Annotated in this window: 21 protein-coding genes; 5 read left to right on the top strand and 16 right to left on the bottom strand. The window is 65.1% G+C overall.

Features of this window, described 5'->3' with window-relative positions; genetic code table 11:
• Nucleotides 1–21: 21 nt before the first annotated feature.
• Both IEY43_RS13825 and IEY43_RS13820 read left to right on the top strand, forming a co-directional pair.
• The gene (locus IEY43_RS13825; protein ID WP_188949161.1) at nt 22–1,653 is read left to right on the top strand and encodes an AMP-binding protein; all 1,632 of its coding nucleotides are present in this window, start codon (nt 22–24) and stop codon (nt 1,651–1,653) included.
• Between the two features lie 66 nt (nt 1,654–1,719).
• Complete coding sequence (locus IEY43_RS13820) at nt 1,720–4,116, top strand: bifunctional salicylyl-CoA 5-hydroxylase/oxidoreductase (protein WP_188949160.1); 2,397 nt, start codon at nt 1,720–1,722, stop codon at nt 4,114–4,116.
• A 93-nt stretch (nt 4,117–4,209) separates the two neighbouring features.
• Here the strand turns inward: IEY43_RS13820 and IEY43_RS13815 are convergent, their stop codons facing one another.
• A complete protein-coding gene (locus IEY43_RS13815) occupies nt 4,210–4,416 on the bottom strand; it encodes a hypothetical protein (protein ID WP_188949159.1) in 207 nt (68 codons plus the stop codon).
• Nucleotides 4,404–5,000 carry a hypothetical protein gene (locus tag IEY43_RS13810; RefSeq protein ID WP_188949158.1) on the bottom strand — a complete coding sequence of 199 codons (597 nt, stop codon included), beginning with the start codon at nt 4,998–5,000 and terminating at the stop codon, nt 4,404–4,406. The genes IEY43_RS13815 and IEY43_RS13810 overlap by 13 nt, the downstream gene beginning before the upstream one ends.
• Before the next feature lie 162 nt (nt 5,001–5,162).
• Here IEY43_RS13810 and IEY43_RS13805 point away from each other — a divergent pair, with 162 nt between their 5' ends.
• Nucleotides 5,163–6,347, top strand: a complete 1,185-nt coding sequence (locus IEY43_RS13805; RefSeq protein WP_188949157.1) for an integrase catalytic domain-containing protein — start codon at nt 5,163–5,165, stop codon at nt 6,345–6,347.
• A 296-nt stretch (nt 6,348–6,643) separates the two neighbouring features.
• Here IEY43_RS13805 and IEY43_RS13800 read toward each other — a convergent pair whose 3' ends face one another.
• The 9 genes from IEY43_RS13800 to IEY43_RS13760 all read right to left on the bottom strand — a co-directional run bounded on the left by IEY43_RS13800 (nt 6,644) and on the right by IEY43_RS13760 (nt 17,545).
• Nucleotides 6,644–8,296: a thiamine pyrophosphate-binding protein gene (locus IEY43_RS13800; protein WP_188949156.1), complete on the bottom strand. Its 1,653-nt coding sequence runs from the start codon at nt 8,294–8,296 to the stop codon at nt 6,644–6,646.
• Nucleotides 8,297–8,343: 47 nt separating this feature from the next.
• On the bottom strand, nt 8,344–9,345 hold the full coding sequence (locus IEY43_RS13795; RefSeq protein WP_188949155.1) for a helix-turn-helix domain-containing protein: 1,002 nt from the start codon (nt 9,343–9,345) through the stop codon (nt 8,344–8,346).
• A gap of 81 nt (nt 9,346–9,426) precedes the next feature.
• Nucleotides 9,427–10,530 carry an LLM class flavin-dependent oxidoreductase gene (locus IEY43_RS13790; RefSeq protein WP_188949154.1) on the bottom strand — a complete coding sequence of 368 codons (1,104 nt, stop codon included), beginning with the start codon at nt 10,528–10,530 and terminating at the stop codon, nt 9,427–9,429.
• 32 nt (nt 10,531–10,562) lie between these two features.
• On the bottom strand, nt 10,563–11,021 hold the full coding sequence (locus IEY43_RS13785; protein ID WP_188949153.1) for a flavin reductase family protein: 459 nt from the start codon (nt 11,019–11,021) through the stop codon (nt 10,563–10,565).
• Between the two features lie 133 nt (nt 11,022–11,154).
• Entirely contained in the window at nt 11,155–11,922 is a 768-nt protein-coding gene (locus IEY43_RS13780; RefSeq protein WP_188949152.1) for a cyclase family protein, read from the bottom strand.
• Nucleotides 11,923–12,045: 123 nt separating this feature from the next.
• Entirely contained in the window at nt 12,046–13,653 is a 1,608-nt protein-coding gene (locus tag IEY43_RS13775; RefSeq protein WP_188949151.1) for a phytoene desaturase family protein, read from the bottom strand.
• A 67-nt stretch (nt 13,654–13,720) separates the two neighbouring features.
• The gene (locus IEY43_RS13770; RefSeq protein WP_188949150.1) at nt 13,721–15,448 is read right to left on the bottom strand and encodes a flavin reductase; all 1,728 of its coding nucleotides are present in this window, start codon (nt 15,446–15,448) and stop codon (nt 13,721–13,723) included.
• Between the two features lie 20 nt (nt 15,449–15,468).
• Nucleotides 15,469–16,704, bottom strand: a complete 1,236-nt coding sequence (locus IEY43_RS13765; RefSeq protein WP_188949149.1) for a styrene monooxygenase/indole monooxygenase family protein — start codon at nt 16,702–16,704, stop codon at nt 15,469–15,471.
• A gap of 52 nt (nt 16,705–16,756) precedes the next feature.
• Nucleotides 16,757–17,545 carry an SDR family oxidoreductase gene (locus IEY43_RS13760; protein WP_188949148.1) on the bottom strand — a complete coding sequence of 263 codons (789 nt, stop codon included), beginning with the start codon at nt 17,543–17,545 and terminating at the stop codon, nt 16,757–16,759.
• A gap of 141 nt (nt 17,546–17,686) precedes the next feature.
• Here IEY43_RS13760 and IEY43_RS13755 point away from each other — a divergent pair, with 141 nt between their 5' ends.
• Nucleotides 17,687–18,703 carry an AraC family transcriptional regulator gene (locus IEY43_RS13755; protein ID WP_188949147.1) on the top strand — a complete coding sequence of 339 codons (1,017 nt, stop codon included), beginning with the start codon at nt 17,687–17,689 and terminating at the stop codon, nt 18,701–18,703.
• Nucleotides 18,704–18,714: 11 nt separating this feature from the next.
• Here the strand turns inward: IEY43_RS13755 and IEY43_RS13750 are convergent, their stop codons facing one another.
• Complete coding sequence (locus IEY43_RS13750) at nt 18,715–19,296, bottom strand: acyl-CoA thioesterase (protein ID WP_229777413.1); 582 nt, start codon at nt 19,294–19,296, stop codon at nt 18,715–18,717.
• Here IEY43_RS13750 and IEY43_RS13745 point away from each other — a divergent pair.
• Nucleotides 19,295–20,638: an MFS transporter gene (locus tag IEY43_RS13745; RefSeq protein ID WP_188949146.1), complete on the top strand. Its 1,344-nt coding sequence runs from the start codon at nt 19,295–19,297 to the stop codon at nt 20,636–20,638. The genes IEY43_RS13750 and IEY43_RS13745 overlap by 2 nt on opposite strands.
• A gap of 143 nt (nt 20,639–20,781) precedes the next feature.
• Here IEY43_RS13745 and IEY43_RS13740 read toward each other — a convergent pair whose 3' ends face one another.
• From IEY43_RS13740 to IEY43_RS13725, 4 genes are all read right to left on the bottom strand, one after another.
• Nucleotides 20,782–23,010: a polyribonucleotide nucleotidyltransferase gene (locus IEY43_RS13740; protein WP_188949145.1), complete on the bottom strand. Its 2,229-nt coding sequence runs from the start codon at nt 23,008–23,010 to the stop codon at nt 20,782–20,784.
• Nucleotides 23,011–23,269: 259 nt separating this feature from the next.
• On the bottom strand, nt 23,270–24,688 hold the full coding sequence (locus IEY43_RS13735) for an exodeoxyribonuclease VII large subunit (RefSeq protein ID WP_188949144.1): 1,419 nt from the start codon (nt 24,686–24,688) through the stop codon (nt 23,270–23,272).
• Nucleotides 24,689–24,779: 91 nt separating this feature from the next.
• Complete coding sequence (locus tag IEY43_RS13730; protein WP_188949143.1) at nt 24,780–25,460, bottom strand: FadR/GntR family transcriptional regulator; 681 nt, start codon at nt 25,458–25,460, stop codon at nt 24,780–24,782.
• Between the two features lie 14 nt (nt 25,461–25,474).
• Nucleotides 25,475–26,761 (bottom strand): MFS transporter, encoded by a 1,287-nt coding sequence (locus IEY43_RS13725; protein ID WP_229777412.1) that lies wholly within the window; start codon nt 26,759–26,761, stop codon nt 25,475–25,477.
• Nucleotides 26,762–26,781: the final 20 nt, after the last annotated feature.

The raw sequence follows: 26,781 nt of genomic DNA, 5'->3' as shown, positions 1-26,781 counted from the left end.
AACGACCACTGGAGATACGACATGCCTCTATCACCCTCGTCCCACGTTGACACGTTCACCCGCGACCATCTGCCGCCGCTGGAACAGTGGCCGACGATGGAATTCACCCTGCCGGAACTGCAGTACCCGGACCGGATGAACGCGGCCACCGTGCTGATCGACGACGCCGTCGCCGCCTTCGGCGCGGACCGTCCGGCCCTGCTGGCGCCCGACGGAACCACCCTCAGCTACGGCCAGCTGCTGGCCCGCTCCAACCAGGTGGCGCAGGTGCTGGTGGAGGACTTCGGCATCGTCCCGGGCAACCGGGTCATGCTGCGCGGACCGAACAACGCCTGGCTGGTCGCCTGCTGGCTGGGTGTGCTCAAGGCCGGCGCCGTCGCGGTGACCACCATGGCGGCGCTGCGCGCCCAGGAGATCACAACCATCGCGGAGCTGACCAAGCCTTCCGTGGCCCTGTGCGACCACCGCTTCGTCGAGGACATGGTGCTCGCCGCCGACGACGCCTACCCGGTGGTGGCGTTCGGCGGCGACGGGGAATCCGACCTGGTGCAGCTGGCCGCGGCGAAGTCGGGGCAGTTCACCAACGTGGACGCCGCCGCCGACGACGTGGCGCTGCTGGGCCCGACCTCCGGCACCACCGGAACGCCGAAGATCACCATGCACTTCCACCGCGACATCCTGGCCAACGCGGACACCTTCGCGCGCCATATCCTCAAGCCCACCAAGGACGACGTGTTTGCCGGGTCTCCCCCGCTGGCCTTCACCTTCGGGCTCGGCGGCCTGGTTGTCTTCCCGCTGCGTTTCGGGGCCAGCTCGCTGCTGACCGAGCGGGCCACCCCGGTGGAACTGGCAGAGCTCTCGCACCAGGCCGGGGCGACGGTGCTGTTCACCGCGCCCACCGCCTACCGGGCGATCCTCAAGAACGGCAAGGCCGACCTGCTGCGCTCGCTGCGCGTCGGCGTCTCGGCCGGCGAGCACCTGCCGGCTGAAACCTGGCACCAGGTGAACGAGGCCACCGGACTGGAACTGGTCAACGGCATCGGCTCCACCGAGATGCTGCACGTGTTCATCTCGGCCGCCGGCAAGGACATCCGTCCCGACCGCACCGGCACCGCGATCCCCGGTTTCCGCGCCACCATCCTGGATGAGCATGGCAAGGAGCTGGGCCCGAACGAGATCGGCCGACTCGCGGTCATCGGCCCGACCGGGTGCCGCTATCTGGACGACGAACGCCAGCTGAACTACATCAGCGGCGGCTGGAACGTCACCGGGGACGTGTTCATGAAGGATGAGGAGGGCTACTTCATCTACCAGGCCCGCAGCGACAACATGATCGTCTCCTCCGGCTACAACATCGGGGCTCCGGAAGTGGAGAACGCGTTGAACCAGCACGACGAGGTGCTGGAGACCGCGGTCATCGCCCGCCCGGACCCGAACCGCGGATCCATCGTGTGCGCATTCGTGGTGCTGGTCGACGGGGCCGAGCAGTCCGAGGCCAAGGCCAAGGAACTGCAGGACTTCGTGAAGGCGACCATCGCCCCCTACAAGTACCCGCGTGAAATCCACTTCGTGGACGAGCTGCCGCACAATCCCAGCGGCAAGCTGCAGCACTTCAAGCTGCGCGAGGCGCTGAACGCCGATTCGCTGTCCTAACCGGCAGCCCACCCCAACAAATTTTTGACCGCAGTGCCCACGGGGACTGGTGAAAGGACTAAGACCATGAAAATCGCAGTGATTGGCGGAGGCCCGGGCGGACTGTACTTCGGCGCCCTGATGAAGCAGCTGGACGCGGCGCACGAGGTGACGGTCTGGGAGCGCAACGCCGCCAGCGACACCTTCGGCTTCGGCGTGGTGTTCTCCGACGAGACCCTGGGCGGCATCGGCAACGCCGACCCGGTGATCGCCGAGTACATGTCCCGCCGTTTCGCCCGCTGGAGCGACATCGACATCCACTTCCGCGGCGCCATGCACACTGTCGGCGGCCAGGGTTTCGCGGCCATGAGCCGCAAGGAGCTGCTGGAGCTGCTGCAGCGCCGCAGCATCGAGCTGGGCGTTGACGTGCGCTTCTCCACCGTCGCCCCGCCGGTGGAAGAGCTGATGGCGCAGTACGACCTGGTGCTGGCGGCCGACGGCTTGAACTCCTCCGTCCGCGCCAAGTTCCCCGAGTCCTTCAAGCCCTCGCTGGATCCGCGCGCTTCCAAGTACATGTGGCTGGGCACCGACCAGGTGTTCGAGGCCTTCAAGTTCTTCGTCAAGGAAACCGACGCGGGCACCATGCAGATCCACGGCTACCCGTACTCCGACGAGGGCTCCACCTTCATCGTCGAAATGCACGAGGACGTGTGGCGGGCCGCCGGCTTCGACGAGAGCGAAAACGAGGTCTTCCCTCCAGGCGTGAGCGACATGAAGTCCGTGGCCAAGGTCAAGGAGATCTTCGCGGACGAGCTGGCCGGCTTCGATGTGCTGACCAACAACTCCAAGTGGATCAACTTCACCACGGTGCGCAACCAGCACTGGCGCCACGAGAACATCGTGCTGCTCGGCGACGCGGCGCACACCGCGCACTTCTCCATCGGCTCCGGCACCAAACTGGCCATGGAAGACTCCCTGGCCCTGGCCGCCTGCCTGCACGAGCACAACTCGGTTGAGGCGGCGCTTGAAGCCTACGAGACCGAGCGCCGCCCGGTGGTCGAATCCACCCAGCGCGCCGCCCAGGCCTCGCTGGAATGGTTCGAGAACATCGGCCAGTACAAGGACCAGGACCCGGTCCAGTTCTGCTTCAACCTGCTCACCCGTTCCCGCCGCATCACCTACGACAACCTCAAGCTGCGCGACACCGAGTTCGCCACCAAGGTGGATGAGGACTTTGCCCGCCTGAACGGTTCCGACGTGGTGGCCCCGGCCATGTTCCAGCCGCACAAAATCGGCGAGCTGGAGCTCGTCAACCGCGTGGTGGTCTCCCCCATGGACATGTACTCGGCGGTCGACGGCGTGCCCGGCGACTTCCACCTGGTCCACCTGGGCTCCAAGGCCATGGGCGGCGCCGGACTGGTCATGACCGAAATGGTCTGCGTCTCGGACATCGGCCGCATCACCCCGGGCTGCACCGGCCTGTACACCGACGAGCAGGGCGCCGCGTGGAAGCGCATCACCGAATACGTGCACGGCAACTCGCAGGCGAAGATCGGCGCCCAGATCGGCCACTCCGGCCGCAAGGGTTCCACCAAGCTCATGTGGGAAGGCCTCGACGAACCGCTGGATGAGGGCAACTGGGAGGTCCTGGCCCCGTCGGCGCTGCCGTACGGCGAAGGCTGCCACGTTCCGGTGGAAATCACCCGCGCCCAGATGGACGAGGTCCGCGAGCAGTTCGTGGCCGCCGCCAAGCGCGCCGACGAGGCAGGTTTCGACCTGCTTGAGGTGCACGCCGCACACGGCTACCTGCTCTCCTCGTTCCTCTCACCGCTGTCCAACCAGCGCACCGACGAATACGGCGGCTCGCTGGAAAACCGCCTGCGCTACCCGCTGGAGGTCCTTGACGCGGTGCGTGCCGCCTGGCCGGCGCACAAGCCGCTGGGCGCCCGCATCTCCGCCACCGACTGGGCCGAGGGCGGCAACACCGAGGACGACGCACTGGAGATCGCCAAGGCATTCATCGCCCACGGCATCGACTCGATCGACGTGTCCTCGGGCCAGATCGTACGCAACGAGCGCCCCGCCTTCGGCCGCAGCTACCAGACCCCGTTTGCGGACAAGATCCGCAACCAGGTTGCCGCAGCCGCCGGTGTCACGGTCATCGCCGTGGGTGCCATCAGCTCCTACGACGACGTGAACTCGATCCTGCTGGCAGGACGCGCCGACCTGGTGGCACTGGGCCGCACCCACCTGTACAACCCGCAGTGGACCCTGCAGGCCGCCGCCGAACAGGAGTACGTGGGCGCCGGAGCCACCTGGCCGCTGCCGTTCAAGGCCGGCCGCCGCAAGCCGCCAAGCGCACGCACCGACGCGGTTCGCCCGCGCCTGTCGCTGCTGCAGGAGGCCGAGGTTGACGAGCAGGTCCACCTGCGCTGGACCCCGGCCAAGGACGCCGCACAGGACGACCTGATGCCAACCGTCTAGCGCCAGCTGGATGCTGGCACGCGGGAGCGCCCCGAACCGCCGTATGGCTGTTCGGGGCACTCCCGCTTATTGTTTTGTACGATGGAGCGGTCGTCAGCGCTTCAACAGCGCTCCCACCAGTCCCCAGAGCATCATCGCAGCCCCCGCCGCCGGAGAGACCAGAGCGCCTGCCCGGTCCGGGTGGGCGAGCATCGCCGTCCCGATCCAGCTGGCCGACATGCCTACTGCCCAGAAAACCAGACGCTCAGACTGCCTGCGCCAGACCAGCCAGAAGAAGAACAGGATCATCAGTAGCGCCACCGCAGCGTGCATTGGCCAGTGGTCAACGTCGTTGGTGATCTCCAATTCTTCCGGGCCGGCGGAAATCGAATGCTGGAAGGCCCCCAGGCCACCGGCGCCCACAACACCACGCCGAGCAGCGCCCAGGCAAGCCGCGGCCAAGCCATCGCCGGCACCGGCACCGGCACCGGCACCGGGCCGGGAACCAGCCGGCTGCGCAGCAGCCAGGCAAGCACGGCGGTCGCCATGCCCACCGTCAGGCCCACCCACCCAGGTTCCTGTTCCCGCCATAGCAGGGCAAAGAGAAGGATCACGCCGGTGGCCGCAGCCAGCATCACCAGCGCGGTGCGCGAGCGCGCGGGCCACAGGGCGATGAAGCCCAGCGCTGAGCCGATGATAAAGGTGAATAGTGATCCCCAGCTCGATTCCAGCGGCACAGCCCAGAGGTACTCGGGAGGAGCCCACCCCAGCAGGGTTTCAAGATCAATGAGCCCGAACATGGGAAACAGCGCCACCAAACAAAAGAAACCCGCAATGATGCGGGCCAGCCGGATCCGGCGTTTGCTCCCGGGATGCGACTCGTGAACCATTTCCAGTTCTTCCATGGAACGCAGGGTACGCCGATAGCTCCGAGGCCGGAAGATCCCGCGTTGACTCATAAAAAGCCTCCGGCACGGATACTACGCTGCGTCACAAGAAAACCTCCGGCACAACAGCTCTTGATTCTCGGGATCTTCGGGTATCTGCTCAGCACCATGGGACTGACAATGAGCGCACGCAAAGAAGTCACCAAGAAGCTCGCCCACCGCTACCAACGCGCGGACAAGCCCAGCAAATCACAGATCCTGGACGAGCTGACCGCGCTGACCGGCTGGCACCGCGACTACGCCCGCGCCGCCCTGCGCCAAGCACTGAAACCGCCCACGCCGCGCATCGTGCGGGCCGGCCGGAAACCCACCTACCCGGCAGACCTGCAACCGGCGCTGATCGTGTGCTGGGCGGTGCTGCGCGGCCCGGCCTCCAAACTGCTGGTGGCTTCCATGCCCTACCTCGTGCCCAAGCTACGCAGCGAGAAAGCCTTGGACGTCACCGACGCGCAAGCAGCACTGTTGCTGCGGATGAGCGCCTCGACCATCGACCGCAGGCTGGCGAACGAACGGAAGAAGATAGCCCTTCGGGGCCGTTCGCATACCAAGCCCGGTTCCCTACTCAAGTCCCAGATCCCGGTGCGCACCTGGGCCGAATGGGACGACGCGGTCCCCGGCTTCGTGGAGATCGATCTGGTCGGCCAGGAAGGCGGTGTCAGCCAAGGCGAGTTCTGCTTCACCCTGACCGTCACCGATATCAGCACCGGGTGGACCGTGAACCGCTCGGTGCGCAACAAGGCACAGAAGCACGTGTTCGCCGCGTTGATGCATGTCATGGAGGTCTTCCCGTTCCCGATCATCGGCATCGACTCGGATAACGGCAGCGAGTTCATCAATCAGGAGCTGCTGCGCTTCTGCCAGGAGCAGCAGATCACGTTCACCCGTTCCCGGGCAGGGAACAAGAATGACGGCGCGCACGTGGAGCAGAAGAACTGGTCACGGGTCCGCGAACTGGTCGGCTACCAACGCTACGACAGCCCCGAGGAACTGGAGCTACTCAACCAGATTTGGGAACTGGATCGGATCTTCACGAACTACCTGCTGCCGCAGCAGAAGCTGGTTTCCAAGACCCGCCACGGCGCGAAGGTCACCATGGTCCATGACCGGCCAGCCACACCGCATCAGCGGGCGGTAGCGCATCCAGCAGTGCGGAAGATGCCGGTCATCCGGATGAACGCCGCGTTCAAGAAAATCCGGGTCATGGCCTTGTCCCAGCAGATCCTGGAGCTCACCGGCCGTCTGGAGAAGTTATCCGTTGCGAAGTCCGGGTCCTCGGCCCGGCAGGCGAGGAAGGCAGTGCAATGAACCACCTATTTCGCGGAGGTTTTCATCTGAGGCAACGTATCAAGGCTCCCGGAGGTATTGACATGACGCAACAGGGATCCATGAACCATCTTTTCAGACGGCGCAGCACAAGCCCGACCGGCATCGATTCCCGTCCTGTCAGGGTTCACAACGCTGGGCTCCGGCTGGCCGCAAATACCTGCGGCGGCCTCGCCGCCGCCGAAGTCCGGTACCTGCGGCCGATAGGTTCAAGGCAAATGGTGCGCGGTCGTGGATTACGTCGGCGACCGCGCCCCAGCGACTATGCATGCCCGGGTCTAGTGCCCCTTGAAGGCCTCGGCTAGCCACCACGCGCCGCCATCCGAGGCGATCTTCGCGTCGATCACCAAGGGCTTGGCAGGGTTTGAATCCACCCAATGCTTCACGGCATCCAGGTCCGCGAGGGTGCGCACGGTGATGCCGTCGGCACCGAAGCCGCTGCCAATGGCGGCGAAATCAGTTTCGGGGAACACCACCGAGCCCATGTCCGGAACATCCTCGGCCTCGCCGAAGTGGTGCACCTCGGCGCCGTAGGCCGCGTCGTTGTAGACAATGCAGACCAGCGGGAGCTTCAGGCGCACCGCGGTATCCAGCTCGGCGATCGCCATGTGGAAGCCGCCGTCGCCGGTGCCCAGCACCGGCAGCCGCTCCGGCTGCGCCAGCGCCGCGCCGATCGCGGTGTAGAGGCCCAGGCCGATGGACTGGAACGCCTGGGTGAAGCAGAAGCCGTGCTCGTCGGGCACGTCGAGGAACTGGCTCGGGTATCCCATGAAGTTGCCCGAATCGACGCTCACTACGCGGTCGGCCGGGAGGATCTCGTCCAGGGCCTTGGTCAGCGTCCGCGGATCGATCGAGGAATCGGTGCCCAGATCCGCATAGTCGACCTGCTGCCAACGGGCCTGGGCGTCAAGGCGCTCCTTCACCTCGGCGGTGCGGTAGCTTTCGCGGACAGCGGTCTTCTGGGCGAGCAGCAGCTCCAGCACGTCCTTGGCGCATTCGGCGCTGTCCGCCACGACACCCAGGTCGATGGGGCGGTTGGCTCCCAGCGCCGGCTCGTCCAGATCCACCTGGACCACCTTGGCGTCCTGGCCGATCAGGTGCCCGTGGCGCATCGTCCACATGTTCAGCGCGCAGCCAAACCCGACGATCAGGTCCGCCGAGGAGATGAGCTCGGCGGTCAGCGGCGAGGAAAAGCCGCCGGAAATGCCCAGGTTGAAGTCGTCCTCGTTGAACAATCCCTTGGCCACTGCCGAGGTGGCCACCAGCGCGCCGGTGTGGCGGGCCAGGGCGAGGATCTCCTGCTTGGCGCCGCGGCCGCCGCGCCCGGCAACGAAGACCGGGCGCTGCGCGTTCTCCAAGAGGACCGCCAGGGCGCGCGCGGCATCGCGCGATGGGCGGATCGGTTCGCGGGGCACCACCTCGATGGGCTCCACGGTTTCGGGGGCCGGCAGCGCCTGCACGTTCAGCGGAAGGTTGAGCACCACGGTCCGGCGGTCGTTGACAGCGGTGCGGTAGGCGCGCACCGTATCTGCCACCGCGGTCTGCGCGCTGTGGATCCGCTCCGACACCGCGTAGACGGAGGTGGAGAACGAGTCTTGGTCCATGGCGAAGTTCGAATACACGGCGCTCGGGGCAGCTTCGGCGGCCAGCACGATCATCGGCGTGCGCGACTTGGCCGCCTCACCGATGCCGGTGGCCGCATTGGTCAGGCCGCATCCCTGGTGCACCGAGACTACGCCGACCTGCCCGCTGGTGCGGGAGTAGGAATCGGCCATCGTCGCCGCCCCGCCCTCGTGGCGCGCGGCCGTGTAGGGCACACCCTGCTGGATTAGGGCATTGGTAATGGCGAAGTTGCCGCTGCCGACAACACCGAAGACATGTCCTACGCCGAGCTCCGCGAGGGTTTTTCCTACAAGTTCTGCAACATTCATGGACGGTTCCTTTGATGGCGAGTGGTAATTACAAACTGGTCGAAATGTCAGGCCGCGGCGAGGGTCCGCGAAGGGGCGGAGCCGAACTTCTGCCCGTAGTAGGCAGAGAAGCGTCCGAGGTGGTCGAAGCCCACCTTGGAGGCGATGGAGCTGACGCTGTCGCCCTGGGCCGGGTTGGCTCCCAGCAGCAGTTGGTGGGCCGCCAGCAGGCGCACCTCGCGCAGGTACTGGACCGGCGTGGTGCCCAGGTGCCGGGTGAAGACATGCTGCAGCTGCCGCGAGCTGATGCCGACGGTTTGGGCCACCGTCGAGATCCGCGTGATGTGCGCGAAATTCTCGTCGATGAAATTCTTGGCCGCCTGCAGGTAGTCGGGATATCCGCTGGGCGCCTGCTGCGGCTGCTCAAAGCAGTCCAGATGCGGGGTCAATCCGAGCAGCAGGGTCGAGATGAACGTGTTCAGCAGGGTCTGTCCGATATGCGCTTCGGGGGCGACACCCAGCTCGCCCAGGGCCAGACAGGATTCCATCCAGGTGTGGGCCACCAGGTTCGGTGCGGCAAGCTGCAGGGGCGTGCTCGAATCCAGGCTGATGCCGGCGGCCAGGTTCCTGCCGCTGATGCGGGCGAAGTACTCCGCGGCGACCTTCGATTCCATCCCGCCGATCAGCGCCCCGCGTCCGGCGTCCGGGATCATCAGCGTGGTCCGGGAGGTGCTCAGTGCGAAGGGGGCTACGGATTTCCACTGGTGCGAACTGGATTCGACGGCCATCGGGCCGAGCGGGAAGACAACCAGGATGCGCTCACCGGTCGGCGGGGAGGTGATGGTGACTTCTTCGCCATAGGCCACGTGGACCAGGGACAGCGGGCCCAGGCTGGTGCCGTTGACGGAGCCGTTCAAAGCCACCCCGCTGTTCAGGCGCAGGGCGTGCTGGTCGAGGGTCAGTTCGTTAACTGCATCGCGGATGATGCGCGGATCGGTGCTCCGGGCGACCGGGTGCTGGGTCAGCATCCCACCTGCCGCCGAATGACCGGTCGTCGACAACTCAGTCATGATCATCCTCCTTAGCGAGTTTTCCCTGTAGCACGGGGCATGGGCCCCGCACCATTGCGGGGCCCTGCCGTCCTTAGCCGCCTAACGCGGCAACCGTACACCTCTGGCTTCCAGGATCGGAAGCACCTTCTGCCCGAAGTATTCAAGCTCGGTCACGTAGTCGACGAATGCCAGCGTCATGCCCTCGAAACCCGCCTCGTACAAGGCGGTGATCTGGTCCGCGACATCCTCCGGGGTGCCCACCAGCGGCAGCGAGCCGTGGCCGGAGGCGAAGCGGTCGCGCATGGTGGCGAGCATTTCCGGGGTGAAGGACTGGGCATGCAGGCCCTGCAGGCCCATCAGGTAGTCCACCGCGCCCCAGTCGGCGTTGTCCCGGGCGTAGTACTTTAGGTATTCCTCGGCCTCTTCGCGGGTGTCGCGGCAGACCACGTGACCCAGGGTGAAGACGCCGACCTCGCGGTCGAATTCGGTGCGGGCCTGTTCCTTCACGGTCGCGGCGATCGTGGCGCCGGTGGCCACGTCAGGCACGATGGTGAACACGAAGTCCGAGTTCTTGGCGGCGTAGGCCCGGCCCTGGCCCGAAGATCCGGCGTTAAGGATCGGCACCTTGTTGCCCTGCGGCTTCGGTTCGGATTCGGCCCCGCGCAGCTTGAAGTGCTTGGTCTCCATGTTGAAGATTCCCGGTTCCTGCCAGGCGGCCAGGACGACGTCGGCCCATTCCTGGGCGAAGCTGTAGCGGTCATCGTGCTCGTGCGGCATGAGGGTTCCCATGGCCTCGTATTCCGGCTGGTTCCAGCCGGCGACGATGTTCAATCCGGCGCGGCCGCCGCCGCCGAGCTGGTCGAGGGTCGCCATCTGCTTGGCGGTGACCATCGGGTGGTTGAACGCGGTGTGGATGGTGGAGAAGACGTTGATCCGCTCTGTGCTGCTGATCAGCGCTGCGGCCCAGACTATTGGGTCCAGGACGCTGCCGTGGAAGTTGGTGTCGCCCTTGTAGCCGATCCAGCGGGCGATGGGAAGCAGGAAGTCGAAGCCCAACCGGTCCGCGGCCTTGGCCATCGCCAGATTCTCTTCCCAGGTGGCTCCCCAGCGTTCGTCGATCTTGGTCACTGCCAGACCGCCGGAGCAGTTCGAGGAGAACAGTCCGAGCTTGAAATCCTTGCGGTCGAGAATCTGTCGAGTCATGGTGTTGTCCTGTCCGAAATTGTGGTTGCTGGTCATCGTGCTTCGATCCGGTGGACCTGGCCCAACAGGATGTAGTGGTCCCCCGCCTCGTGGAGCTGGACTACCTGGCAGTCCATCCGGGTTCCCGGAATCTCCAGCACCGGGGTGCCGAGCAGGCTGGAGGTTGTTTCCACACCCTGGAATTTGTCGGCTCCGCGGGTGGCGAACTTCCGGATCCAGTGTTCCTGGCCGTCAGCCAGGATGTGGACCGAGAACGCCTCGGCGGCCATCCATGCGTCGATCGCCGAAGATCCCTTGTCCACGCACCAGGAGACCAGCGGCGGATTCAGCGAGACCGAGGTGAACGAGTTGGATACCAGCCCGATCCGCTGACCGCCCGGCTCGCGGGCGGTCACGATCGTGGTGCCGGTGGTCCAGACGCGCATTGCCTCGCGGAGTTCCTGCCCGGAAACCTGGGTGTCGGGTTCCTTCAGGGCTGTCGACGTTGTCATGATGGCTACCTCGCAGTATCGATGTCCCAACGCTTCTGCGTTGTTGGATCAATAATGGCAAGTGACGTACGTCACCAGCTATCCGTTCGGCGCTATCCGCTATCCGCTTTGCGATGACCTCCGGAGCGCGTGACTACATCAGTGCCAGCACGCGCGTCGGCGCACCGGTGCCGCCCACGATCGGCAGCGGCGCGACAACGATCATCGCTCCGAACGCCGGCAGCTTGTCCAGGTTCTTCAGCGACGTGATGCCGTACTTGTCGTTGCCCAGCAGGAAATAGTGCATAGGGAACGGCGGGTCGAGCAGTGCCGCGTTGCCCGCATCAATGCCCACGGTCTCCACGCCGACTCCGGAGACGTCGAGTTCCTCGGCGATGTATTTGGCGCACTCGGCTGTGAACCCCGGGGTGTGCGAACCGTTTTCATCCAGGTTCAGGAAGGCCGCACGGTCCTCGCCATACTGGTCCCAGCCGGTACGGAAGAGCAGCCAGGCATTAGCCGGGAACTCCCCATGGGTCTTCTGCCACGACTTCAGGTCCTCGACGCTGATCAGGTAGTCCGGATCCGCCGCGGCCTCGGCACTGAAGTCCAGCACCACCGCCGGGCCGACCAGGCGCTGCGGGTCGATCTGGGAGACGTCCTTGCCCTCGCGCCCCGAGATCCAGTGCACCGGGGCATCGATGTGGGTCCCGATGTGCTCGCCGGTATGGATGTTGTGATGCTTCCAGAACGGGCCGGGCTCGTTGTAGGCCGATACCTCATCGAGGCTGAAGTCGATCAGATTCGAGAAGGGCTCGGGCAGAACCAACGTCGGGGTGTCTTTGGACAGTGGAGCGGTGAGGTCATGGACGGTTACCGCGCCGGTAGCCAATGATGCCAATACCTGGTTTACCTGAGTCATTACGCCTCCAAGAACGGGAAAGAACTGCATATAGAATAATCGTGACGAGCGTCACAACATTTGCATGAATATAATCTATCAGCGGAAATTCGCGCTGGGAAGTACTCGCGGTTGAAAGTCCAACTATTTCCTGCCACGTTTGGCCGCGCGGATCAGCTGCTGCGCCGCCAGATGGCCGGAGCCGCCGCCCAGGCCCGGGCCGGGGTGGCTTGCAGCGCCAATATGCCAGACACCCTTGGCCGGCTGCCGGCCCCGACCGGCGCTGGGCACCGGCCTCCACAGCAGGTTCTGGAACAACTCGGCCGAGCCCCCATAGGGATCCCCGGCCACCGCGTTGGGGTTGGCTTCGGCGAGCGCCGCAGGGCTGATCGCCGTGCGGGCCAGCACGAGGTCCCGGAATCCCGGTGCGAACTGCTCGATGCGATCCAGCACTCGATCCATGTACTTCTCAACCAGGTCCTCGTCCCAGCCGTTGGAAGTCTCCAGCTCGCCGGAGGCATCGCCGCGTGGGGCGAACGGGAGTTCCTGCAGTTGGATCCACAGCGTCGCCTTGCCCTCCGGCGCGCGACTCGGGTCCAGCACGCATTGTTGGCCCACCACAACCGTGGGCTCCGCTGGTAGCAGCCCGGCTTCAGCTTGGGCGCAGGCAATGGCCGTGGAATCCGAACCGGTGGTCAGATGGACCAGCGGTGTGGTGGCAAGCCTCTGGTCGACCCAGGGAACCGGCGCGTCCAGTGCCAGGTGCACCTGCATCGCGGCGCGTCCGGGAAGATAGGATTTCGTCTCGCGCGGGAAGGATTTTGAGGTGTCCTCGCCTTCGAGCAGCCCGTCGTAGAGCCCCGGTACCGAGACGGAGGCCAGCACCGCGATGTCGGCGGCGAATTCGCCCTGGTCGGTGGACACGCTCCGGGCGCCGGCGTTCAAAGCGCCGATGCGCTGTGCCTTCGTTCCGGTGCGGATATCGACTCCGCGTTCGATCAGCAGCGCTTCGAAGGCCTTCAGGAAGTTCCCGGCGCCGCCTTCAACCACCGGAAGCCCGAACTGGTGCATGCTGGCGGCCATCACGGGGAGCATGATGCCGCCGCTGGCCTGTTCCGGGCCCAACCCGGCGTGCAGCAGCCACGGGGCCCACAGCTGGTCTGCTTCAGTTCCTGCGTAACGGCTCCGGGTGTAGTTGCGCCCGCTCATCAGCGCCTGCCTCACCAGGTTCTGCGCATTGCCCACCCCCATGCGCAGCGCCTTGAATCCGAGCTTGGCCAGGGCCGGCCAGGTCATCTCGCTGCTCAAGGCTCCGAAGACCACAGGCGCTTGGGCGCCGAACTCCTCCATCATCTGCAGGTAGGCCAGCCGGTCGCCGTCATTTTCGAACAGGTCCGCGGTAGCCTTCGGGTCGCGGGTGGCCATCGACGTGAGCCGCCTGCCTTCGGCGTCGGTTCCGATACTGGCGGTCACCCACTGTGTGCCGACGTCCTCGGTGTTGCGGTAGCGCAGGCCATGGCGGTGGAGGTCTTCGCCCAGGGCCGCATAACCCGATCCTGAGACGAACAGCGGATGCCAGGAGGAATACGTATCGTGGATGAATCCGGGCAACGTCAATTCCCCGGAATCGATGAATCCGCCGATCTTCTCGTGCTGCTCCAGCAGCGTGACCGAGGCCCCGGCGCCTGCCAGTTCCGCGGCGGCCACCAGGGAATTGATTCCCGAACCGATGATGACGTAGTCGCTGTGCATCTTCTCCCCTACTGTTGCAATTCTGGTTGCCCAGGCGCCTGCGCCGAAAAGGCGCAGGCGCTTTGGTCTACTTGAAATCCGGATGAAGCTCGGTGCTGTGGTAGGCCCCGGCGTGGAATACCAGCGGATCCCCGTCGGCCCGAGAGTACTTCTCCACCTCACCCACGTAAATTACGTGATCCCCTGCCTCGTGGCGAGCCACTGTCCGGCATTCGAACGTTGCCACCGAACCGTCGAGCAACGGCAGCCCGGCGACGCCCTCGGAAATGCTCACTCCGGCAAACTTGTCATCGGCGGGGGTGGCGAACTGGCGCGAGAGCACGTGCTGCGAGGATTCAAGCACATTGATGGCGAAGTGCGTTGCCGCCTCGAAGTCAGGCAGCGACGGGGCGAATTTGCTCGGGCACCACAGCACCAGCGGCGGATCCATCGACACCGAGGTGAAGGAGTTGGCGGTCATGCCGACCTTCGCGCCCTGCGGGGTGCGGGTGGTCACCACTGTCACTCCGGTGGCGAACTGGCCCAGGGTGGTGCGGAAGTCGCGCAGGTCGAAGGCCGCGCCTTCCTCGGCGACGATCCGCTCGACGAAGCCCGAGGCTTCCTGGCGGTCGAACCACCAGGGGAACAGCGTCCGCGGGTCGTCGAAGCCGTTGGCGAAGGAGTCGGCGAGCGCCTGGTGCTCGCTGGCCTTGGCCAGCACCTCCAGCTGCCATCCGTCCTTGCTGCGCAGCATCGAGTTGGTCCACACCGTGGAGAACTGGCCCCAGCCGCGCCAGTATTCGTCGAAGGTCCGCGTCATCCATGCCTCGTCGAAGGGCGCGTCGCCGTGGATGTGGATCGCCCGGGCGTAGTGGTCGGCCGCGAGGGTCGCGTTGTTGGATCCCTGGCCGGTCACCGGGTCATTGAGCATGATGGCGTCGCCCAGGCCCAGCACGGAGCGCCCGCCGGGCAGGCTGCCCACCGCATGGCGCACCACCGGGGTGATGCGCCCGCGCAGGCAGGCTCCGGGATCGTTGAGCTTGCTGTCCTTGAACAGCTCGTATTCAGCCTGGAAGTGCTCGCGCAGGATGGACAGGGAGGTCTCCCAGTGCCCGTCGGCATCCGAGACGGTGTCCCAGCAATCCATCGGCCCGCCCGGGATGCCCTCGAAGACCATCATCTGGCAGGCGCCTTCGGTGCTCAACCCCGGGAAGGTGAAGAATTCGCCGATGCCCGGGAGCATGTTCATGCGGATTTCGTTCGTGTTCTCCGGCCCGCTGTTCTGGGCCGGCTTCACGTAGGTCACCGCGACGGCGCGCTGCGGACGGTCGTAGGGGCTGCGCGACTTGTCGGTGGAGAAGATCTGCCCGAGTTCGCCCTTGCCGGTGCAGACGACCACCAGGTCGTAGAGCGCGGCCAGTTCATCCAGGCGCTTGACGTTGAGCTTCTCGATGCGGAAGTCGCCTCCGCGGGTGATGAACTGCTCAATCCAGAGCGCGCACTTCACGCGCTGGTCCACGGACATCGCCGGGTTTTCCAGCGATCCATGCCAGGAGATGGCTTCGCCTTCTTCTGGCTTGATGTTGAAGGTCATCCCGGTGATGCCTATCGACGTGCTGTCTGCGCCGGGGATCTCCAGCGGCAGCTGGACCCGCAGCGCGGAGGAGAAGACGCACTGGCTGGAGGTGATCGTTCCGCTGCGGATTTCGGCCGCGGAGCGGTCGGAGAACAGGGTGACTTCGTGTTCCAGCCGCTGCAGTTCCAGGGCCAGCTGGGCGCCGGATTCGCCGGCTCCGACGATTGCAATTTTTCGCATGATGTTGCTCCTTGGCTGATCTAGGCCACGGTGTTGAACGAGGCCTGGTAGTCTGCGGCGCCCTGGGCGTCCAGGAACCACGAGCCGAAGTCCGGCGGGTAGTCGAAGCCGTTGGCGAAGCGCTGGGCGATGGAGGGGTTCTGCTGCGCTGCGGCGAACAGGCTCAGTGCGTGCTCGGCCGGCGGGGCCAGCATGGTGTTGGTCCAGCGGGCCACGTGCTGCGCGTACTTCCAGTACTCTTCGAACATCGAGGTCTTGAAGGAGTCGTCGTATGCGGCGTCCCCGTGGCCGATGATCGAGGCCAGGTAGCTGGCGGCGCACTTGGAGGCGTTGTTCGAGCCCTGGCCGGTGATCGGGTCGTTGAGCACCACTACATCGGCCATGCCGACCACGGTCTTGCCCGAGGGCAGGGTGGCCAGCGGGTGGCGGACTGTTGGCGGGAAGCGTCCCTGCAGCACGCCGTTGGCATCGGTGAGTTCGACGTTGGCGCTGCGCTCGTATTCCCATGGCAGGTGGGTGCGCAGGATGCGCAGCGAGTTTTCCAGGTGCTCCGCCGGGGTCAGCCCCTTCCAGGAATCCATGTCGGATCCGGGCAATCCTTCGAAGACCATGATCTCGCAGGGCCCGGTGGTGGTCAGCGCCGGGAAGACGAAGTATTCGCCGACGCCCGGGATGACGTTGAAGTTCACGGCGGAGAATTCCTCGCGCGGGGTCATGCCGTTCACGTAAGTTAAGGCCAGCGCGCGCTGCGGGGCCGCGTAGTGGCTGCGCTGGTCGTCGCGGGTGAACAGCTGGGCAATTTCGCCCTTGCCGGCGGCAACCAGGACCATGTCGCTGTTTTCCGCGTAGCGTTCCAGTTCCGCGATACCGGCGTCCTCGAAGACCAAGGTGCCGCCGCGCTTCTCGAATTCGGCCATGAAGGCCGGGAACTTGACTCGCTGGTCGATGGACTGCGCCGTGGCGTCCAGCCGGTGGTCCCAGCTGATGGCCTTCACACCCGGTGCTTCGGTGGGGGCAATGGTGAAGGAAATACCTTCCACAACCGGTGCATCCGGCCAGAGGTCCAGGCCCAGGGCGCGTTCGTGTCCCAGCGCCTGGTCGAACATGCACTGGCTGGAGGCGATGGAGCCGTCGCGGATCTGTTCCGGGGTGCGGTTGGAAATCAGGGTGACCTGGTAGCCGGCATCAAGCAGGCCGATGCCCAGCTGCAGGCCGGACTGTCCGGCGCCGACGATGGTGATGTGTCGTGAATCCATGTTCGTCAATCCTTCGGGTTTTGCGGTGTGCGGGTGTTGCTTGGCAGGCTGGCTATTCAGCGGCGAGCAGCGGGATGGCGGGTTCATTGCGTTCCGGGCCCAGGGCGGAGTATCCGCCGTCGGCGGCCCAGTCGGCACCGGTCACGAAAGAGGCCTTGTCCGAGAGCAGGAATGCGACGACCTCGCCGACTTCCTCGGGGCGACCGACTCGACCCAGGATGTGGAATGGGGCCGCCACTGAGTCGGTCTTCTCAAGGTTGCCGCCGCTGAGCGTGTCCATGATCTTGGACCAGGTCCAGCCCGGGCTGACCGAGTTCACACGAATGCCGTCGGCGGCGAGGTCAGCCGCCATGGAGCGGGTGATCTGCACCAGCGACGCCTTGCTGGCCGGGTACAGCCAGCGGCCGGTCTGCGCCACGGAGCTGGAGATCGAGGTGAAGTTGACGATGGCGCCATGGCCGGATGCTGCCAGCAGCGGCCGTGCCGAGTTGGCCAGCACCACGGCGGAGACCACGTTGATGTTCAATGCGGTCAGCCAGTCGGCGCGCGGCGAGTTTGCGCCTTCGTCGAGGTAGCTGCAGGCCAGGTTGACCAGTCCGTCGAGCTTGCCAAAGCGCTGCGAGATGGAGTCCATCAGCGAGCCGATGGCACTGTCGTCGGTGATGTCCAGGGTGTGGAATTCGACCTGCGGAATCTGCTCGGTCAGTTGGGCGCCGCCCTCGGCGTCGATGTCCACAACGATGACGTGCGCTCCGGAGCGTGCCAGGCACTGGACAATTCCCACGCCTACCTTGGTGGCACCTCCGGTCACCAGAACAACGCGATCCTGCAGTACTTCCATTGCACCCTCGACTTTCCCATGCTGTGACGCATGTCATAATTGGTGTTCTGGATAGAACTTACTTCGCCTCAGGGGTGCGTACTATCCGCTGCACGCAGCAGATATCCAAAGTACGCATGGACACCCGAAGGAGCGCCCGTCATGCTCAGCCAGCCTCTTGCGAGCCCAGCTTCAACTCGCGTTCTGGATCAGCTGCCGACCCTTGCCACCGCGGACCTGCACGAGGCGCGGGAGAAAATTGGCACACTCTTCTGCCCGCACAAGCTGCAGAAGGGCGCTTCCCAGGGCACACTGAAGATGAATCTGCGTTCAACTGGCGCCGGCATCGGCCTGCACCTGCTGGATTACGGCGCGTCCGTGAAAATCAGCCCCGAGGCTCTGAAGACTTTCTACATGGTGCAGATTCCGCTCTCAGGGCGCGCGGACCTCCAAATCGGTCGCCAGCAGGTGGTTTCCACGCCGCAGATCGCCTCGGTGCCGCCGATTGATGCCGAGTTCTCCATGAATTGGGAGAAAAATACCCCGCAGGTGATTCTGACCGCGCCACGCGCGGCGCTGGAATCCGCGGCGCAGAGCCTCTATGGGGCGCAGATCGACGGCTCGCTGCGACTGGCACCGTCCATGGATCTTTCCAGCGCCGAGGGGCAGGCATTCATGCGTTCAATCTTTGAACTGCACGACATGCACAATGAGAAAAACGGCAGGCACAGCGATTACGCGCGAAGGCTGCAGCACGAGCTGGTCCTGGCTCGCTGGCTTATGGCCAATCGCTCGAATCTCGCGCAGAGCATGGAGCAATGGAATGCCCCGACTGCCAACGGTTATTCTTCGCGTTTGGTCCAGGAGTTCCTCACCCTGTTGCGGGCCCATTCAGCGGAGGATCTCACGGTTTCGGATATGGCGGAGGCGCTGGGCGTCGCGGCGAGGACTTTGCAGGTAGCCGTGGCGCGGGAGCTGAATTCGACGCCGTCCGCCCAGCTGCGCAAGGTGCGGCTGGAACGGGCGCGTGATCTGCTAATTGCGGCCGACCCGCAGTCGGCGAATGTTTCGCAGATTGCCCAGGACTGCGGGTTCGCCCATTTGGGGCGCTTCGCGCAGAGCTACAAGCACCAGTTCGGCGTTTCGCCTTCGGCAACGCTGCGTGGAAAAGGCAATTAGCGCCGGCCTTATTAGCCACCCATAATTGCGCGGCGGACATTGTCCGGCCACGAAGCCGAAGACAACGCGCCCAGCGGGACGCATGCGGTGACGAACTTGCCCGAAGCGGCTTCAACGATTGGCCGCCCTTCGTGCTCATGGCCGAAAACCTTGAACGAAAAGCTCAGGGATTTCTCCCCCAGTCGATCGATGCGCAGCACAGTCGTGACATGCTGCCCGAAAAAGAGCTTGGCCTTGTAGTCGACTTCCTGGCGCACGCGTGGCGCGATGGGAAAGTATTCAGGAAGTTCAAGTTCACGGAACAGCTTTGATTCCGCGGCTTCGACGAACCTCATGATGACCGAGTTGTGCTGGTGGCCTGCAGCATCGGTGTCCACCCACTCGATGATGCGTTCGCTGGCCGTACCGGCCACTGCCCCCGAAAGGCAGTCTTCGATCACGTCTTCAATTCGCCGCGCCTGTCCCGCTTCGCTCATTTCGTACTCCCCTGGTTCCAAAAATATCTTCTCTCGAACTATTGTAACGCTCGTCACGTTAACGCAATAATGTTTGGAATCAGTTTTCCTTCGCATCATGTAATTGAGGAGCAACATGGCGACAGTCAAGAACGTCGAGGAATGGAACATTCCCAAACGAACCACGGGCCTGGTGCTGTTCGCCTGTTGGATGGCCATTCTGGCCGAAGGCTACGACGTGGGCGTGCTCGGTGCGGTGCTCCCGGCACTGGCCGAATACAAGGAATGGTCGCTGACCCCGCTTGAGCTTGGCGGTCTGGGTGCGTACGCGCTGGTCGGCATGCTCATCGGCGCGCTGTTCATCGGAACGCTCAGCGACGTCATCGGGCGCAAGAAGATGCTGCTCGCCTCGATGGTCATCTTCACCATCACCCAAGCCGGCGCGGCGCTCGCTCCGACTCCGGAGCTTTTCGGGCTCTTCCGCCTACTGGGCGGCCTGGGCATGGGTGGCATCATCCCGGTCGCCGCGGCTCTGACCATTGAATACTCGGCGCCGAAGAAGCGCTCGCTGAACTACGGCATCATGTACTCGGGCTATTCGCTGGGCATCGTGGCCGCGGCCCTTGTCGCCATGGCGCTGCTGCCGGTGCTCGGCTGGCGCTGGGTCATCGCCGTCGGTTCCCTGCCAGTGCTCATCCTGCCGGTCATCGCCTGGATGCTACCCGAATCCCTCGAATACCTGGTGTCCAAGGGGCGGATTGCCGAAGCGAAATCCTTGGCAGCAAAACTCAACGTCCGCGACTACCAGCCGCAGGCACCCAAGGCCCCTGGCAAGAAGGTGCCTTGGCGCGAAGTCATGGGTGCGATGTTCTCCGGCAAGTACCTGCGTTCAACCGTGTTCTTCTGGATCTCGCTGTTCTGCGGCATGGTCCTGGTCTACGGCCTGAACACCTGGCTCCCGCAGATCATGCGCAAGGCCGGCTACGACCTGGGCTCGTCGTTAACCTTCCTGCTGGTCTTCTCGCTGGCTTCCGCAGTTGGCGGACTGATCCTCGGCTATCTCGCCGACAAGTACGGCCAAAAGATCATCCTGGTGGTGTTCTACCTGCTCGGCGCCGGCGGCATCCTGCTGCTGATGTTCCCGAATTCCATGTTCGTGAACCTGTGCCTCGTGGCTTTCGCCGGCATCGGGTCGATCTCCACGTCGCTGGTGCTGACCGGCTACATCGCCGACTACTACCCGGCGGCACAGCGCGGCACTGCAACCGGTTGGGCGCTGTCCTTCGCCCGCATCGGCGCGATCTCCGGGCCGATCATCGGCGGCTGGATCGCCGCCACCGGGGTCAGCTTCGAGTTCAACTTCATCTTCTTCGCCGTCGTCGGCGTGATTGCGGCTGGTGCCGTCGCATTGATCCCGCCGCGCATCACCGAGGCCCAGCCTCGCGTGGCCCGTACGGACGAGGAGCTCGTCGCAGACTAGCTCCAGTGCGACGTCCCTGCAACGGTGCCCCGCCGGCTTTGTCCAGCGGGGCACCGTTTTGCGTTTGCCGCCATCCGGGTACGGGAAAGGCCCCGCTCCACCTCGTGGGTGGAACGGGGCCCATCAGACGTCAGCCAGCGAGATTACTCGGCGGCTACGGCCTCGGCTTCGTCATCGACGACCGGTGCCAGCGACAGCTTGCCGCGGTCATCGATCTTGGTGATCTCGACCTGGATCTTCTGGCCCACGCCGACAACGTCTTCGACGTCCTCGACACGCTTGCCGTCGTTGATCTTGCGCAGCTCGGAGATGTGCAGCAGGCCGTCCTTGCCCGGGGTCAGCGAAACGAACGCACCGAAGGTGGTCAGCTTCACGACGGTGCCCAGGTAACGCTCGCCGACCTCAGGAACCTGAGGGTTGGCGATGGCGTTGATGGCCGAACGGGCAGCCTCGGCGGATTCGCCGTTGGTTGCGCCGATCAGCACGGTGCCGTCATCCTCGATCGAGATGTCTGCTCCGGTGTCTTCCTGGATCTGGTTGATCATCTTGCCCTTAGGGCCGATGACCTCGCCGATCTTGTCAACCGGGATCTTCACCGAGATGATGCGCGGAGCGTTGACGTTCAGCTCGTCCGGAGCGTCGATGGCCTGGTTCAGCACGTTCAGGATGTGCAGGCGTGCTTCGCGGGCCTGGGTCAGCGCAGCTGCCAGCACCGAGGCAGGGATGCCGTCCAGCTTGGTGTCCAGCTGGATGGCGGTCACGAACTCGGAGGTACCTGCGACCTTGAAGTCCATGTCGCCCATGGCGTCTTCGGCGCCCAGGATATCGGTCAGGGCGGCGTAGCGGGTTTCTCCGTCAACGGTGTCCGAAACCAAGCCCATGGCGATGCCTGCCACGGCCGCCTTCAGCGGCACGCCGGCGTTCAGCAGCGACAGGGTCGAGGCGCAGACCGAGCCCATGGAGGTCGAGCCGTTGGAGCCCAGTGCCTCGGAGACCTGGCGGATGGCGTACGGGAATTCCTCGCGGCTAGGCAGCACTGGAACCAGTGCGCGCTCGGCCAGTGCGCCGTGGCCGATTTCGCGGCGCTTCGGCGAACCCACGCGGCCGGTCTCACCGGTCGAGTATGGCGGGAAGTTGTAGTTGTGCATGTAGCGCTTGGACTTCACTGGGGACAGCGAGTCGATCTGCTGCTCCATCTTCAGCATGTTCAAGGTGGTGACGCCCATGATCTGGGTTTCGCCGCGCTCGAAGATGGCCGAACCGTGCACGCGAGGCAGGACCTCGACCTCGGCGGACAGCTGGCGGATGTCCGCCAGGCCGCGGCCGTCGATGCGGACCTGCTCGGTCAGGATGCGCTGGCGCACGATGTGCTTGGTCAGCGAGCCGAAGGCCTTGGAGATCTCGCCTGCGCGCTCCTCGAAAGCCTTGCCTTCGCCGGCCAGCTCGGCAAGGATCTCGTCCTTGTAGTCGCTGGCGGCGTTGTCGCGGTCCTGCTTGTCGGCGATGGTGTAGATCTCTGCCAGGCGGGTCGAAGCGGCGGCCTCGACTGCTGCGTAGGCATCCTCTTCGTAGTCGCGGAAGACAGGGAACTCGACGGTTTCCTTGGCGGCGCGGGAAGCCAGGTCGGCCTGCGCCTCGCACAGCACCTTGATGAACGGCTTGGCGGCCTCAAGGCCCTGCGCGACAACCTCTTCGGTCGGTGCCTGGGCGCCGCGTTCCTTGATCAGTTCCCAAGCGTTGTCGGTAGCTTCGGCTTCCACCATCATGATGGCAACGTCATCCCCGGCGATGCGGCCGGCGACAACCATGTTGAAGACCGAGTTCTTCAGGTCGGAGTGGCGCGGGAAGGCAACCCACTGGGCGCCGTTTCCGTCGTCGACCAGGGCAACGCGAACGCCGCCGATCGGGCCGGAGAATGGCAGGCCCGACAGCTGGGTCGACATCGAGGAGGCGTTGATGGCCACCACGTCGTACAGCTCGTCCGGATCGATGGCCAGGACGGTGACAACTACCTGGACCTCGTTGCGCAGGCCCTTGACGAATGCCGGGCGCAGCGGGCGGTCCATCAGACGGCAGGCCAGGATGGCCTCGGTCGACGGACGGCCTTCGCGGCGGAAGAAGCTGCCCGGGATGCGGCCGGCAGCGTACATGCGCTCCTCGACGTCCACGGTCAGCGGGAAGAAGTCGAAGCCTTCGCGCGGGTGCTTGCCGGCGGTGGTTGCCGACAGCAGCGCGGTTTCTTCGTCGATGTAGACCAAGGCGGAGCCGGCGGCCTGCTTGGCAAGGCGGCCGGTCTCGAAGCGGATGGTGCGGGAGCCGAATCGGCCGTTGTCGATAACGGCCTCGGCGAACTGGATTTCTGGACCCTCCATTAAGGGGGTGCTCCTTTCGATCGCTCCCAAGCGACGGTGAGCGAACCGTGTGGCCCTACCCAGATCTGGTCTTCGATCGAGACCCGCGCGTGACCCATATGGGGCCCTGCGAAGATCACTACCGAGGACCGCGAAGCTGGCGGTCGGGACCAACGGTCGGTCAGTCCTGGGAGTTGTTTTCATTCGGGGCGCGGCGCACGATGCACCGACCCATGTCTAAGCCTACCGGGAAACCGCCAAAGCTGCAGTGGGCCAGGTATCACGTGGCGCGCCCCGAGGGGGACGGCTTGTCCGAAAACCGGCGGACTGCCTGCCGCACTTGCCGCGGGTTGCGGGCCGCGGCAAGGTCCGCGATGAACCGTTCGGCTTCCGACCCCCGAAGCGGGGGCGTGGGGTGGGCGCGTAGGAATCGCGCCGTTCTGGCCCCGCCGCTGAAGGTGAGCAGCGCCCATAGTGCTGGGGCGAAGCCCCACAACACCACGGCCGGTGTTGCCAGATGCCCGAGGACCGCGGCGGCGAGGGTGAGCGCCGCCCATAACGTCCACCACAGCCCGTTGCCCAGCGACTTGAGGTCCACCCGCGCCTGGGCGGCCCGCCTGGACTCATCGAACCGGCAAGACAGCGAGCGTGCCTCCTGCGCACGCAACCACTCGTTCGTTTCCCTCAGACGATGGTTCTCGCCATGCAGCATTTCGGTTTGGCGCCGATCTGCCTGCGCTTTCCCGCACAGCTGGTCCAGTTCCACCCGGAGCCGTTCCTTCTCCTGACCGAGTTCGGCGACCTGCGTGCGCAGTTCCCAATACTTCGGTCCCTTGCGCGGCGCGTTACGCCAGTTGTAGTCCCTGATCTCGGTGCCGGCCCTCCCGGGGGTGTCGAAGTTGACGGCCGCGGCCCGGGCTGCGAGCGGCTGATGCTCGCTGTGGCCCAGGGCAGTGGCCACGGGAATCTGGCTGTCGAGGATATGCTGCACGAGCAGCCGGTCGTCAAAGAGCAGGAAATCAGCGTAGGATCCCCCGCCACGCACGAGTACAATCAGATCCGCGCGGTGCGCGGCGTCTTTGGCATTCTCCGCGCGAATGGTCTGGGAAATGCTCCTGACCGCGTCTGCGCCCTGGATGCCACCGGTGTACGCGTCCACCTTCAGCGCAGGGTCTTTCTTGGCGCCGACAGCATTCTTGAAGTCCTGGAGCACTTGAGACTGGCGACCGCAGATCAGGGCGATGCGCCGCACCTTGGGCGGCAGCCGCAGGTCTTCCAGAGTTGAAATGGGCTGCGCCGGCAGCGCAAATTCCCGGGCAGTATTCTCCCGCTGCCGCGCAAAGGGCCCCATGGAAGCAACACGCACGATGCTCGAAGGGCACTGGTGGTGCTGGCCCGGTTCCTCCACCTGCCACACCGGGTTGCGGTCATGGGGCCCGTAGCGTGGCCGTGCAAAAACACGCAGCACCTGGCCTTGCCTGGTCCGCGGTGGAATGAAGCGATCCGGGGTCCTGAGTTCGATATCACTGTCCAGCCCCACGAGGGTCAGGTAGCTGGTCCCGGAGAACGAGCGTACCTTGCCCACGACTTCCCCGGTGAAACTGGAGGGCCCCACATCCTCGATGGCCTGCGCCAAGAGTCGTCGCTGCCTATCTATTGAGGCGATTGGGTCATCCCCGAACCATTGATCGGTCTCCATGCCCGTAGCCTACGAGCACCGACCGACGATTTTCACGGCATTTTGATCCTGCCGGACAGGCCGGCGCGGAACCCGGGGTGCGGCGGAGCGCTCAGCCGCGTTGCGCCCAGCTCATGCAGTACTCCAGATTGGCCAGAACGCTGGCGGCGGCCGTCTCCTCGTCGCGTGCCTCGATGGCCCCGAGTAGCTCCTCATGCCCGGCCGCCAGGCATCCGTCGAAGCCGTCGAGCAGCCGCTGGTGCATCTTGGTTCCGTGGAAGATGTCGTTGAAACTCGTGTAGACCTCGTGCAGCAGCCGGTTCCCGGAAGCTTCGGCGACCACCAGGTGGAACTTCCAGTCCGCGTCGATCCAGGCCTGGATGTCCCCTGCATGCCAGGCGCGGCGTCGATCGTCGAGCAGTTCGCGCAGTGTGGCCATCTCACCGGCATCCGCACGGAGCGCCGCGAGCCGTGCGGCCTGGGTGTCCAATGCGAAGCGCAGCTGGAGCACGTCGGTGTCCTTGTGCTCCCGGTACACCTGTTGGGCGGCGCCGTCGAATTCATTCGCCGCCCGGACGTAGGTGCCGTCGCCGCGCAGGACCTCCAGCATGCCCGCATGGCTCAGGGCCTTGATGGCCTCGCGCAGGGTGCCACGGGACACCTGCAGCTGCTCCATGAGCTCGAATTCCGAGGGGATGCGTTCGTCGCGCTTCCATTGGCCGGACACGATGCGTTCACGCAACCAGTCGGTGACTTCATGCGACAGCGGGCCGCGGCGCGAAAAGTGCTGCATGGAAGACATCCCGCCTACTTTCCTGCGCCCGCGTCGACTTGCTGAAGCCGGCCGGCACGGCGCGTGCGCGTCCCCGCACTGAGCCACAGGGCCAGGAGCACCTGCAGCACCGCCGCTGCCACGAGGAGCCACAGCGGCACGCTCCAGCTGCCCAGCTTCGAGGAGAGCAGCCCCAGCGAGAACGGCCCGATGGCTGCCACAATGTAGCCCACCGATTGGGCAAGGCTCGACATGGCAGAGGACTCCTCGACACTCTCGCCGCTGCGGCTGATGGAGAGCATCACCAGCGGGAACATGGTGAAGCCAATTCCGAGGAACACGGTCGGGAGCAGGGCCAGCTGAACCGGCAGCAGCTCAAGGGACACGAAACCCGCCAACGCGGCGCAGCTGGCAATCATGAAGGCAGCCCGGAGCAGTCCCCGGGCGGCCAGGGCCATGACCAGCACCGTGGCGGGAATGGTGACCAGCTGAAGCCCGCCGAGCAGCATGCCGGCGGCCGTGGGATCCATGCCCCGGTCAACCAGGATCGAGGGCAGCCAGCCCACGATGCTGTACACCAGCAGGGCCTGCAGCGTGAAGAGCCCGGTGATCAGCAGGCCGCGGCGGGTCGCCAACAGCGGCCAGGGCGACACTTGGCCCGCAGCGCCAACCTCCGGCTTTTCACGGCGCGCGCCGATCGCCAGCGGAGCCACCACGACCAGGGTCGCCAGCGTGGGAATGGCCCAGACGCCCAACGCCGCCAACGGCGAATCCAGCTGCAGGGCGATGGGAACGCTGATTCCGGATGCCAGGGCAGCTCCCGCGGACATGGTGATGGAATACAGGCTGGTGATGCCCGCCGTGCGCTGCGGGAAATACTTGCGGACAAACGACGGCATGGCCACATTGCACACAGCCAGCCCCGACATCGCCACGATAGTTCCCAGCAACAGCATGGACGTGGTGGGCGCCAAGCGGATCGACAGCCCCGCGGTAAGCAGCACCAGCGCCAGCATCATTGACCGTTCCAGCCCTAACCACCGCATCAGCCGGGTTGTCGCCAACCCGGCAAAGGCGAAACACAGAACGGGAATCGTCGGCAGGAGCGCCGCCACCACGGGACCGTAGCCCAGCAGTTCCTGCAAGGCAGGAAACAGCGCCGCAGCGCTGGCCACGGCGACGCGGAGATTCAAACCCAGAAGAACGACAATTGCCAGGGCGAGCGCCATGGTGGCCCTGCGGTATCCGCTGTGATCGGCCGGCGGGGCCGGATCCGCTGCTGCGGGAGATGGAGCTGGGAGGGAATCTACCTGTTCGGTCATTGTTCAAACGTTAGACGTCT

This window comes from Glutamicibacter protophormiae, assembly GCF_014647495.1.
In the GTDB taxonomy this organism is placed as follows: Bacteria; Actinomycetota; Actinomycetes; order Actinomycetales; family Micrococcaceae; genus Glutamicibacter; species Glutamicibacter protophormiae.
Note: the sequence above shows the minus strand (reverse complement) of the source record. Positions and strands in the feature narration are given on the sequence as shown.

Bases quoted from the DNA above. Each gene is read 5' to 3' on its own strand.
- IEY43_RS13780 (WP_188949152.1), bottom strand. From the start codon at position 11,922: ATGACTCAGGTAAACCAGGTATTGGCATCATTGGCTACCGGCGCGGTA.
- IEY43_RS13750 (WP_229777413.1), bottom strand. From the start codon at position 19,296: ATGTTGCTCCTCAATTACATGATGCGAAGGAAAACTGATTCCAAACAT.
- IEY43_RS13825 (WP_188949161.1), top strand. From the start codon at position 22: ATGCCTCTATCACCCTCGTCCCACGTTGACACGTTCACCCGCGACCAT.
- IEY43_RS13770 (WP_188949150.1), bottom strand. From the start codon at position 15,448: ATGCGAAAAATTGCAATCGTCGGAGCCGGCGAATCCGGCGCCCAGCTG.
- IEY43_RS13785 (WP_188949153.1), bottom strand. From the start codon at position 11,021: ATGACAACGTCGACAGCCCTGAAGGAACCCGACACCCAGGTTTCCGGG.
- IEY43_RS13820 (WP_188949160.1), top strand. From the start codon at position 1,720: ATGAAAATCGCAGTGATTGGCGGAGGCCCGGGCGGACTGTACTTCGGC.
- IEY43_RS13730 (WP_188949143.1), bottom strand. From the start codon at position 25,460: ATGCAGCACTTTTCGCGCCGCGGCCCGCTGTCGCATGAAGTCACCGAC.
- IEY43_RS13745 (WP_188949146.1), top strand. From the start codon at position 19,295: ATGGCGACAGTCAAGAACGTCGAGGAATGGAACATTCCCAAACGAACC.
- IEY43_RS13805 (WP_188949157.1), top strand. From the start codon at position 5,163: ATGAGCGCACGCAAAGAAGTCACCAAGAAGCTCGCCCACCGCTACCAA.
- IEY43_RS13810 (WP_188949158.1), bottom strand. From the start codon at position 5,000: ATGGAAGAACTGGAAATGGTTCACGAGTCGCATCCCGGGAGCAAACGC.
- IEY43_RS13800 (WP_188949156.1), bottom strand. From the start codon at position 8,296: ATGAATGTTGCAGAACTTGTAGGAAAAACCCTCGCGGAGCTCGGCGTA.
- IEY43_RS13795 (WP_188949155.1), bottom strand. From the start codon at position 9,345: ATGACTGAGTTGTCGACGACCGGTCATTCGGCGGCAGGTGGGATGCTG.
- IEY43_RS13765 (WP_188949149.1), bottom strand. From the start codon at position 16,704: ATGGATTCACGACACATCACCATCGTCGGCGCCGGACAGTCCGGCCTG.
- IEY43_RS13725 (WP_229777412.1), bottom strand. From the start codon at position 26,761: ATGACCGAACAGGTAGATTCCCTCCCAGCTCCATCTCCCGCAGCAGCG.
- IEY43_RS13760 (WP_188949148.1), bottom strand. From the start codon at position 17,545: ATGGAAGTACTGCAGGATCGCGTTGTTCTGGTGACCGGAGGTGCCACC.
- IEY43_RS13740 (WP_188949145.1), bottom strand. From the start codon at position 23,010: ATGGAGGGTCCAGAAATCCAGTTCGCCGAGGCCGTTATCGACAACGGC.
- IEY43_RS13755 (WP_188949147.1), top strand. From the start codon at position 17,687: ATGCTCAGCCAGCCTCTTGCGAGCCCAGCTTCAACTCGCGTTCTGGAT.
- IEY43_RS13790 (WP_188949154.1), bottom strand. From the start codon at position 10,530: ATGACTCGACAGATTCTCGACCGCAAGGATTTCAAGCTCGGACTGTTC.
- IEY43_RS13775 (WP_188949151.1), bottom strand. From the start codon at position 13,653: ATGCACAGCGACTACGTCATCATCGGTTCGGGAATCAATTCCCTGGTG.
- IEY43_RS13735 (WP_188949144.1), bottom strand. From the start codon at position 24,688: ATGGAGACCGATCAATGGTTCGGGGATGACCCAATCGCCTCAATAGAT.